Origin of the sequence: Paraburkholderia sp. EG304, from assembly GCF_046543485.1 — a bacterium.
Classification (GTDB): domain Bacteria; phylum Pseudomonadota; class Gammaproteobacteria; order Burkholderiales; family Burkholderiaceae; genus Paraburkholderia; species Paraburkholderia youngii.
The window spans coordinates 352,398-362,888 of the sequence record NZ_JBKGUA010000004.1 but is presented as its reverse complement, the minus strand read 5'-3'; the positions used below and the strand labels follow the sequence as shown (position 1 = coordinate 362,888).

The 10,491-nt window shown below is 61.7% G+C and carries 8 protein-coding genes and 1 pseudogene; 4 read left to right on the top strand and 5 right to left on the bottom strand.

Translation table 11 applies throughout. From position 1 onward, the window contains the following. Positions 1 to 124: 124 nt before the first annotated feature. From tnpC to ACLFKU_RS07700, 4 genes and pseudogenes are all read right to left on the bottom strand, one after another. Positions 125 to 1,169: pseudogene (tnpC, locus tag ACLFKU_RS07715) on the bottom strand (IS66 family transposase); the annotation flags it as partial. A gap of 9 nt (positions 1,170 to 1,178) precedes the next feature. Beyond that, positions 1,179 to 1,559, bottom strand: a complete 381-nt coding sequence (gene tnpB / locus ACLFKU_RS07710; protein WP_410848665.1) for an IS66 family insertion sequence element accessory protein TnpB — start codon at positions 1,557 to 1,559, stop codon at positions 1,179 to 1,181. A gap of 81 nt (positions 1,560 to 1,640) precedes the next feature. After that, on the bottom strand, positions 1,641 to 1,955 hold the full coding sequence (locus ACLFKU_RS07705; protein WP_410848664.1) for a transposase: 315 nt from the start codon (positions 1,953 to 1,955) through the stop codon (positions 1,641 to 1,643). 121 nt (positions 1,956 to 2,076) lie between these two features. Further along, positions 2,077 to 3,273 (bottom strand): M20 aminoacylase family protein, encoded by a 1,197-nt coding sequence (locus ACLFKU_RS07700; protein WP_410848663.1) that lies wholly within the window; start codon positions 3,271 to 3,273, stop codon positions 2,077 to 2,079. 187 nt (positions 3,274 to 3,460) lie between these two features. On the opposite strand from ACLFKU_RS07700, the gene ACLFKU_RS07695 reads away from it, so the two are divergent. After that, complete coding sequence (locus ACLFKU_RS07695; protein WP_410848662.1) at positions 3,461 to 5,539, top strand: molybdopterin-dependent oxidoreductase; 2,079 nt, start codon at positions 3,461 to 3,463, stop codon at positions 5,537 to 5,539. A 147-nt stretch (positions 5,540 to 5,686) separates the two neighbouring features. Beyond that, on the top strand, positions 5,687 to 7,360 hold the full coding sequence (locus ACLFKU_RS07690; RefSeq protein ID WP_410848661.1) for a long-chain fatty acid--CoA ligase: 1,674 nt from the start codon (positions 5,687 to 5,689) through the stop codon (positions 7,358 to 7,360). Positions 7,361 to 7,487: 127 nt separating this feature from the next. Here the strand turns inward: ACLFKU_RS07690 and ACLFKU_RS07685 are convergent, their stop codons facing one another. Then, positions 7,488 to 8,657 (bottom strand): porin, encoded by a 1,170-nt coding sequence (locus ACLFKU_RS07685; protein WP_410848660.1) that lies wholly within the window; start codon positions 8,655 to 8,657, stop codon positions 7,488 to 7,490. A gap of 304 nt (positions 8,658 to 8,961) precedes the next feature. Between ACLFKU_RS07685 and coq7 the strand changes: the two genes are divergently transcribed. Then, entirely contained in the window at positions 8,962 to 9,600 is a 639-nt protein-coding gene (coq7, locus tag ACLFKU_RS07680) for a 2-polyprenyl-3-methyl-6-methoxy-1,4-benzoquinone monooxygenase (protein ID WP_410848659.1), read from the top strand. A 454-nt stretch (positions 9,601 to 10,054) separates the two neighbouring features. Beyond that, positions 10,055 to 10,483, top strand: a complete 429-nt coding sequence (gene mraZ / locus ACLFKU_RS07675) for a division/cell wall cluster transcriptional repressor MraZ (protein WP_013090620.1) — start codon at positions 10,055 to 10,057, stop codon at positions 10,481 to 10,483. Positions 10,484 to 10,491 lie beyond the last annotated feature (8 nt).

Genomic DNA, 10,491 nt, shown 5'->3' with positions numbered 1-10,491 from the left:
CGAACCTTCTGGCGTTTCTGAACTCTCTCTGACTCCCGAGATTTATGTCGTGATCGGCGACGCGCAACGACTGATCACACAAAGGCGACGCAAGCAGACTCGGCATAAAACGCAACTCGGGATAATGCGCCCAACAGGCCGAATCCGTGACGCGCCCGGTTTCATAGATGGCCTGGTAGCCACCGTATGCATCGGCTTGCAGCGTGCCGTTGAATCATTCGAGATGCTGTCGCGGTTGGATGCCCTTACGAGCCGGCGTATAGACGAACCACACCGCCGACGGCGTCGTGTCGGCCGATGCGCGGTCATCGCGCACGTAAACCCAAAGGCGACCGGTTTTCGTCTTGCCGTTGCCCGGTGCAAGCACCGGAACCGGCGTGTCGTCAGCGTGCAGTTTGGTCGCCGACATCACGTGTCGACGCAACGTTTCAACGAGCGGCTGAAGCAGCGTCGCCGCGTGACCGACCCACTTCGCAAGCAGCGAGCGATCAAGCTCGACGCCTTCTCGCGCGTACATGACCGACTGCCGGTAAAGCGGTACATGATCTGCGAACTTCGAGACCAGCACGTGGGCGAGCAGCCATGGGCCGGCGACACCGCGTTCGATGGGCAGGCTCGGTGCAGGCGCCTGAGAGATGTGATCGCAACACACGCACGCAAACTTCGGGCGCACATGACGGATGACCCGGAAGCTTGCCGGTACGTACTCGAGCTGTTCGGCAACGTCTTCGCCCAGCGGCTGCATCTCGCCACCGCACTCCGAGCACTTCCCGCCAGATTCAGGCAAGTAGGTTCGGAGCTAGCGCGGCAGATGTTTTGGCAGTGGCTTGCGAGGTGCCTGTTCCACAGCCGTGCGCGGCGCCTTCGGGATTTCGACTGGCGCCGCCCCTTCGTCGGCCTCAAGGCTCTTCGAGGCGCAGCTCCAGTTGCTCGATCTGATGGTCCAGCTTCTCCGACTTGCGACCGAACTGCATACGGCGCAGCTTGACAATGAGCAGCTTCAGGTGTTCGACCTCGGCTGTGCGCGAGGCCAGTGCGGCTTGTTGCGAGTCGATCGTTTCCTGCAGTTTGAACACCTGCGCGTCGCGCTCGTGCAGCGCCGCCTCGTGGCTGAGCAGCATCGCCTTCAGCGTTTCGACATCGTCGGGAAGTGGGCTCGCGCGCGTCATGCGACCAGTTTACGCGCGGGCCACGACGTTTACAACGCCGAGGTCGGTCGTGCAGTTCTCGTTGGTTGCCGCCAGTCGACGCCTTCGAGCAGCATCGACAAGTTGCGCCGGGCTCAGGCAGATAACGGCACCGTCGGCTTGAGGCCATACAAAGCGCCCCTTCTCGAGACGCTTCATCAGCAGGCGCGTGCCATCGCCGCTCCACCACAGCACTTTGAGCAGATCGCCGCGTTTGCCCCGAAACACGAAGACGTGCCCGCAGAACGGATCCCGTTCAAGCACGGTCTGCACCTTGGCGGCGAGACTGTTGAATCCGGCCCGCATGTCGGTGACTCCCGCGGCCAGCCACACACGGGATCCGGACGGCAGGCCAACGGCGGACGGCAGCATCAGCAGGCTCGTCGGGCAAGACCCCGCACAATCCTGATCAGGTTTGCGATGGACGTGTCAGCGCTCAGGCGTAGCAGGACGTCACCGCATTCGACCTCGTAGGTGCCGGCGCTGTCCGACGATGGGCTCGCCGGGCACTTCCAGTAAAGGCTCAGCTACGGCCACTGGTAGCCAGTTGAGTGCAGGCGCCTCTGGCAACGGCACGTCGGGCATGCCGAAATCGCCGGCAAGATAGTGACGACGCCATTTGAACAGCAGATTGGCGTTGATGTCGTGCTCGCGAGCGATGAGCGCGGCCGACGCGCCCGGCTTGAGCGTCGCCTCGACGATCTGCCGCTTGAACTCAACAGAAAAATTGGGTCGCTTGGACCGTTCGGATTGAGGAGAGCTGTCCACTGTTGCGTCCACCATTCATTTGGTGGGCACCAAAGTAGCCAAACTCAACGACGAAATCTACACGGTAATGAAGACGCGCTTACAGCGAAAACCTCCACGCGCCTCAATGCTTCTCAACTCTCTACTTACCCTGCGCCAGAAATTTCTGCGCCAGTCGAACCCAATACGTCGACCCCACCGGCAATAGCTCGTCGTTAAAGTCATAACTCGCATTGTGCAGCATGCAAGGGCCCGCGCCGTGGCCGGCTTCGCGGTGGCCGCCATCGCCGTTGCCCAAAAAAGCATAGCAACCCGGTTTCGCCAGCAGCATGAACGAGAAATCCTCGGCGCCCATCGTCGGTTCAACAGCGTCATCGACATTTTCCGCGCCAACGACCTCTTTCATGACCGACGCCGCAAAACGCGCTTCCTCGCCACTATTGATCGTAGGCGGGTAGTTCCGGTGGAATTGGATCTGAACGGAGCAATCGTATGCTTCGGCTGTACTTTGCGCGATCTTGCGCATGCGTGACTCGATCAGGTCGAGCGTTTCTGTCGTAAAGGTCCGCACGGTCCCCGCGATCCACGCGTCGTTCGGCACGACATTGACCGCATCGCCGGCATGTATTTGCGTAATCGACAATACCGCGGTATCCAGCGGCTTTTTGTTGCGCGTGATGATGCTTTGCAGTCCGCTGGCGATTTGCACCGCGGTAAAGACCGGGTCACGGCCGTTGTGCGGAAGTGCCGCATGCGAGCCGACGCCCTTGATTTCGATGCGAAATTCATTGCTCGACGCCATGATGGGGCCTTCGGTCACGCCGAAGTGGCCTGCCGGCATGCCCGGCCAGTTGTGAATGCCGAACACGGCATCCACGGGAAATCTGGTGAACAGGCCGTCGTCGATCATCGCCTTCGCGCCGGCGCCCCCTTCTTCGGCCGGCTGGAAAATGAACACAATCGTGCCGTCGAAATCACCATGTTTGGCCAGGTAATGCGCGGCACCGAGCAGCATCGCCGTATGTCCATCATGCCCGCACGCGTGCATCTTGCCGTCGTTCGTCGAACGATGATCGAAGCTGTTGAGTTCCTGGATCGGGAGCGCATCCATGTCGGCGCGCAAACCAATCGCGCGCGAGCCGTTCCCGCGCTTCAATACGCCGACCACGCCCGTCTTGCCCAAACCACGGTGAGTCTCGATGCCCCAGGACTCGAGCGAACGCGCGACGAGATCAGCGGTCACCGTCTCTTCGTAGCGCAGTTCCGGATGGGCATGGATGGTTCGTCGAAGGGTCTGGATTTCGCCGCGAGCGGCCTGAATTTCGGGGATGAGTTTCATGATGGAGTGATTATGCGTTTGTGCTCGACGAGCATGAGATCGCCGCGGACCGCGTCGGCCCGGGCACTGCGGATAATTCATTCTACGCCGAAGGCATTTTTGGCGGCACCACCCGGGTCGGCGGCCTATTGACGTAATAAAATTCCATTTTGCCCGATCGCTTTCTGCTTGCCAGGACACCTTGCCGATGAACGCCCCGACCGAATTCGCGCGCGCCGTGTGCCCGCACGATTGCCCCGACACCTGCGCGATGCGCGTGACCGTCGACAACGGACGGGCCATCAAGGTCGCCGGCGATCCCGACCATCCGCCGACTCAGGGCGTGCTGTGCACGAAGGTCAGCCGCTACGCGGAGCGCGTGTACCATCCGAACCGGTTGACGACGCCGATGAAGCGTGTCGGCCGCAAGGGCGAGGGCCGCTTCGCGCCGATCAGCTGGGACGAAGCATTGGACCTTGCCGCAAACCGCCTCGGCGAAATTGCCCGTCGCGCGCCGGAAGCGATTCTGCCGTACAGCTACGCTGGCACGATGGGCTTGGTGCAGGGCGACAGCATCGCGCAACGCTTCTTCCACAAGCTCGGCGCATCGCAGTTGGATCGAACGATTTGTGCGGCTGCCGGCGCAGCTGGCCTCAAATACACGTATGGCGGCGGCGTCGGTATGCACAGCGAGTTTTTCGCCGAAAGCGAAGTGATTCTGATCTGGGGCGCCAATCCGATCGCATCGAATCTGCATTTCTGGACGCGCGCGCAGGAAGCCAAGCGTCGCGGCGCCCGGCTGATCGCAATCGATCCGTATCGCTCGCTGACCGCGGAGAAATGCCACCAGCACATCGCGCTGAAGCCCGGAACCGACGGGGCTCTCGCGCTCGGCATCATGAACGTGCTGATCACCGAGGATCTGCTCGACCACGAATACATCGCGGCGCACACGCTGGGCTTCGCTGACTTGAAGCTGCGCGCGCTCAGCTATCCACTGTCACGCGTTAGCGAAATTTGTGACGTCAAAGAGGAAGAAATTGCCGATCTTGCGCGACTTTACGCCAGCACGAAGAAAGCCGCGATCCGCTTGAACTACGGTCTGCAGCGGGTGCGCGGCGGCGGCAATGCGGTGCGCGCGATCGCGTGTTTGCCGTCGCTGACCGGCGCATGGCGCGAGCGCGCGGGCGGGGCGCTGTTGTCGGCGAGCGGTTGGGCGCCGGTCGACTCCCAGGCGTTGCAGCGTCCCGACCTGATGCCGGGCTGGCCGTCGAAGCCGAGCCGCGTGATCAATATGAATGCGATCGGCGACGCGTTGCTGCACCCGGGCGACGCGACGTTCGGCCCCAAAGTCGAAGCGATCGTCGTCTACAACTCGAATCCGGTCGCGGTCGCGCCGGACTCCGAGCGCGTCGCGGCTGGCTTTGCGCGCGAGGATCTTTTCACGATCGTGCTCGAGCATTTCCAGACCGACACCGCGGATTACGCCGATCTGCTGCTGCCCGCCACGACCCAGCTCGAGCATCTCGACGTGCACAAGTCATACGGCCACACGCACGTGATGGTCAACCTGCCCGCGATCGCGCCGTTTGGCGACGCACGCCCGAATACCGAGATCTTCCGCGGCCTCGCGCGCCGCATGGGCCTGACGGAACCGTCACTCTTCGACAGCGATGAAGCCGTCGCGCAAGCCGCATTTCGCTGGGAAGACAAGACGCTGGACGGTGTCGACTGGCCGCTGCTGAAGCAAGCCGGCTGGGCCCGTCTCAATCTACCCGACGCGCCATTTGCCGACGGCGGTTTTCGCACGCCATCCGGCAAGTGCGAGTTCTACAGCGAGCGGCTCGCCCAACAGGGCCTCGACCCGCTGCCGGACTACCTGGCACCCTACGAATCGGCCGACGGCTCGCCCGAACTGGCGGCCCGCTATCCGCTCGCGATGATTTCGCCTCCAGCGCGCAACTTCCTGAACAGCACCTTCGTGAACATCGAGAGTCTGCGCGCTACCGAGGGCGAGCCCCATCTCGACATCCACCCTGCGGACGCGCGCGCGCGCGGCATCGGCGACGGCGATCAGGTGCGCATCTTCAACGACCGCGGCTCGATGCAGGCGCGCGCCCGCGTGACCGACCGGGCGCGCGAAGGCCTGGTCGTCGGGTTGTCGATCTGGTGGAAGAAGCTCGCGCCGGACGGCCGTAACGCCAACCAGTTGACGAGCCAGGCACTCACCGATCTCGGCGGTTCCGCGACGTTTTACGACTGTCTCGTCGAAGTCGAGCGGGCCTGAAAGCCGCACCGCACCTTGAAGCCGACGGCGAGCCGCGCAAGTTCGAGGCTGCCGTCTAACCCCATCGCTTTGGCCATTGGCGGCAATATGCCCATGCTACGATGCGTTTTTAGCACGATCATTCGAAAATAATTCAGGAGACGCTGCATGGAGAAAATCTGGCTGAAGTCTTATCCGCCCGGCGTTCCCGCAGAGATCGACCCGACACGCTATTCGTCGGTGGCCGAGTTGCTCGAGGAAGCCTTTCGCGAACACCGCGCGAAGCCGGCGTTCGTGTGCATGGGCAAGCAGATCAGCTACGGTGAACTCGACCAGCTCTCGCGCCATCTTGCGGCGTGGCTGCAGTCGAAAGGGCTCGCGCGCGGCGCGCGTGTCGCGATCATGATGCCGAACGTGCTGCAATATCCGGTCGCAATCGCCGCGATTCTGCGCGCGGGCTATGTGGTCGTGAATGTGAATCCGCTGTACACGCCGCGCGAACTCGAACACCAACTGAAGGACAGCGGCGCTGAGGCGATCATCCTGCTCGAAAATTTCGCGGGGACCTTGCAGGCAATCGTGCGCAATACGCCGGTCAAGCATGTGGTCGTCGCGGCGATGGGCGACCTGATGGGGATCAAAGGCCCGCTCGTGAACTTTGTGGTGCGCAAGGTCAAGAAGATGGTGCCGGCGTGGAGCCTGCCCGGACACGTCAGGTTCAACGACGCGGTCTCGGAGGGCGCGCGCCTGACGTTCAAGCCGGTCCAGCAGGGGCCTGACGATATCGCGTTTCTGCAATACACGGGCGGCACCACCGGCGTGGCCAAGGGCGCGACGCTGCTGCACCGGAACCTGATCGCGAACGTGCTGCAGTCGGAAGTCTGGCTCAATCCGGTGCGCGCGAACCGCACCGATATCGACCAGTTCATTACGGTCGTTGCTCTGCCGCTGTATCACGTGTTCGCGCTGACCGTGTGCGGGCTGCTGACGATCCGCACCGGCGGTCTCGGCGTGCTGATCCCGAATCCGCGCGATATCCCTGGCATGATCAAGTCGCTCGAGGGTTATGCGATCACGACGATTCCCGCCGTCAACACGCTGTACAACGCGATGTTGAACAGCCCCGATTTCCACAAGCTCGACTTCTCGAAGCTGCTGACCGCGAACGCCGGCGGCATGGCGGTGCAGGAGGCGGTCGCGAAGCGCTGGTTCGAGCGGACGCGCACGCCGATCGTCGAAGGCTATGGGCTGTCGGAAACGTCGCCGTGCGTGACCTGCAACCCCGTCACCGTCACTGAATACAGCGGCACGATCGGCCTGCCGCTGCCGTCGACCGAGATCTCGATTCGCGACGACTCAGGCAACGAATTGCCGCCCGGCCAGGCAGGCGAGATCTGCATCCGCGGCCCGCAGCTGATGGCGGGCTACTGGAACCGTCCCGACGAAACCGCCAAGGTGATGACGGCCGACGGCTTCTTTAAATCCGGTGACGTCGGCATCATGAGCGCGGACGGCTTCGTGAAGATCGTCGATCGCAAGAAGGACATGATTCTGGTGTCCGGCTTCAACGTATATCCGAATGAAGTCGAGGACGTCGTCGCAAAGCTGCCGGGCGTGTTCGAAGTCGCGGCGGTCGGCGTGCCCGATCAGCATTCGGGTGAGGCCGTGAAGCTGTTCGTCGTGAAGAAGGACCCGTCGCTGACCGACGAACAGATCTTCGCGTACTGCAAAACGCAACTGACCGGCTACAAGCGGCCCAAGGTCGTCGAATTCCGCACCGAACTGCCGAAGAGCAACGTCGGCAAGATCCTGCGCCGCGAGTTGCGCGACGGCAGGGCTTAAGCGAGCGAAGAACAGAAAAGCCCGGCGCACGAAAGTGCGCCGGGCTTTTTCGTTGCGCCTACAAAACCCGCGCATAAAAAAAGGCGCCCGAAGGCGCCTTTGAGGCAAACTGCGTATTGACGACTTATTAGAACTTGTGACGGATACCGACGCGCGCCGTGAACTGGTTGTTGCTCGACGAGGCGGTCAGGCCGTTGATGTTTGCCGTGGCTGCAACCACGTTGCCGGCTGCGTTGACGGTGTCGCCCAGAGCGTGCTGGTAGACGCCGACCAGGTACACGTCGGTACGCTTCGACAGGAAGTAGTCCACGCCCAGTGCGCCCTGATGGTACTGAGCACGCGAGTTGCCTTCGACCTGCGTGCCGCGCGTGTAGTCATACGCCGCGCCGACCAGCAGTGCCGGGGTCAACTGATACTTGAAGTTGATTTCGCCGTTGTTGAAGGTTGCCTTCTGGCCAGCGAACGGCGACGCGAAGGTCTTGCCGAGGTTGCCGAACTGGATGTTCGAATAAGTCAGGCCGATGGTTGCTGCGCCGAACGTGTATGCGCCGCCTGCGCCAATGACCTGGTACGTGTTAGCCGACGTGAAGCCCGAGTACACCGTGCTCGACACAGCGGCATTCGGTGCCGCGATCGTGCCGCCGTTGTTGAACAGGCCGCCCGAAGCTGCCGGCGTGCGCGCGTTCAAATAACCAACGCCCAATGCCAGCGGACCGTTGTTGTAGCCCGCACCCAACGACCAGATCTGGTTGCCGGTGAAGTTGCCTGCCTGGCCGCCGAAGCTGTACGTGCCGCCGAACGTCAGGCCGCCGTAGTTCGCGCTCGTGTACTTGACCGTGTTGTTGGTGCGATAGGCGTTGTTGAAGTTGTCGATATCGCCCGGGTGCGCGGCGATGTAGCCGCCCCACTGATCACCCGATTCGAACGGACCGACGTAGTCGACCACGGAGTCATACTGACGACCCAGCGTGACCGTGCCGAAGGTGCTCGACAGACCGACGTATGCCTGACGACCGAACATCAGGCCCTTCTGGCCGAGCGAACCGTTCGTCACGTCAAAGCCGTTTTCCAGAACGAACAGCGCCTTCAGACCGCCGCCCAGATCTTCCGTGCCACGCAGGCCGAAACGCGAGCCTTGCAGGACGCCGCTAGACATGTCGTACTTGTGAAAGCCACCAGCATTGGTATTCATGTTGATACCAACGTCAACGATGCCGTACAGGGTCACGCTGCTCTGCGCATGAGCGACGCCTGCGAATGCGCCCAGTGCTGCGAGAGCGAGAAGCGACTTTTTCATCGAATGATCTCCAAGGATTACGAATCTTTTGTTCAAGGCGAAATATTTAGTTGGTGCTAAGGCCTTGCTTGTCCAACTTCGCGAGAAGTTGCCACGTAATGTAACAAAAGGCATACATGGGACAAAGAAAAAGGAGGCGCGCCGGACGGCCGCTGTTTCGTTTACGCAACATGGTCTAGAATCCGAAATTAACCGCCCATTTCATGCGAATTGAGGCCTGTCGGATCGCGGCTTTCGCGTCGCAAGGCCTTGTCCCACGGACCTTCCGGAACGATGCGGCGGTTATCGAATCAGGGAGCGCTTTATGTTGCTGGACGAGTTGATTGGCGAGTTTGATCGGGGTTTACGCTCACTGACGGGGGTCTCGCGGATGAGCCGTCCGCTGCCGCTTCCGCAGGTTTCCGCGGCGACGGCCGAGGCGCCCGAACTCTCGCCCGCGGAGCGCGCGCATGCAGCTGGTTTGATGCGGGTGAACCACGTCGGCGAAGTGTGCGCGCAGGCGCTTTACCAGGCGCAGAAACTCGCTACCGACTCGCCTTCATTGCGCGCGATGTTCGATCACGCCGCATCGGAAGAAGAGGATCATCTGGCGTGGACCGCCAAACGCCTCGAGGCGCTCGACTCGCGTCCGAGTCTGCTCAATCCGCTGTGGTACACCGGCGCACTTGCGATCGGGCTCGCCGCGGGACGTCTCGGCGATCGCGTGAGCCTCGGCTTCATGGCCGAAACGGAGCGCCAGGTCGAGCAGCATCTCGACAGTCATCTCGATCAGCTGCCCGCCGCGGACCACGAGTCGCGCGCGATCGTCGAGCAGATGCGCGCCGATGAAGTGCAGCACGGCAAGGCCGCGATGGATGCTGGTGGCATCGAGTTGCCGTTTCCGGCGCGTGCGTTGATGCGCGCGATGTCGAAGGTGATGACGCGCACCGCCTATTACATATGAGCGTTTCGGCTTTGCTTCGTCGACCGCCGCACCGCAGGTATCGCATCGAGCATCGCTGAACGCATTAATCGCAAGTGGCACGGCGCCGCGCGCGCCGTTCGTCATTCGTCCCCGCAGCGTCGTCCTTTTCCTTTCAGAATCCCTTAACGATCTCTTTCAATCCGCGCTGTTTCCCCGCACTGTTCACGTATCACCTTCACAAGTTGCACTAGCCCATTCATTTATAACGGTTTTCCGTTTTATACGGGACGTGAAGGAGTCGCGCTAAGTCCTTGTTCTAACAAACAAAATCCGCCCGAAAAGCGGGCCGCTCCCTTGACCCGTGTGTAGCGTTCCTCTAAAGTGGGAGACAGTGTGAGAAAGTGTATTTTTGTGTGTTCTCGGCATCACTTTCAGGTAGATTTTCACGGACCGGGCGGGCGGCGCAAACAGCACCGCAATAGGGGAGAGCGAAGTGTTCCAAGGGGCGTCGGCGCTGACGCTCGATGCGAAAGGGCGGATGTCGATCCCCTCTCGTTATCGGGATGCGCTGCAAACACAGGCAGAGGGCCGGGTGACGATCACCAAGCACCCGGACGGCTGCCTGTTGCTCTTTCCGCGCCCCGAATGGGAAATCTTCCGTGACAAGGTCGACAAGCTGCCCATGAACGCAGCTTGGTGGAAACGCATTTTTCTCGGCAATGCAATGGATGTGGATATGGACGGCGCAGGCCGTGTGCTCGTGTCGCCGGAGTTGCGCGCGGCTGGCTCGCTGGAGAAGGAAGTGACGCTGCTCGGCATGGGCCGTCATTTCGAGCTGTGGGATGCACAGATCTACGCCGCGAAGGAACAGGCGGCGATCGCCGAGGGCATGCCCGACGCGTTGAAAGACTTCACGTTCTGATCGCGGCT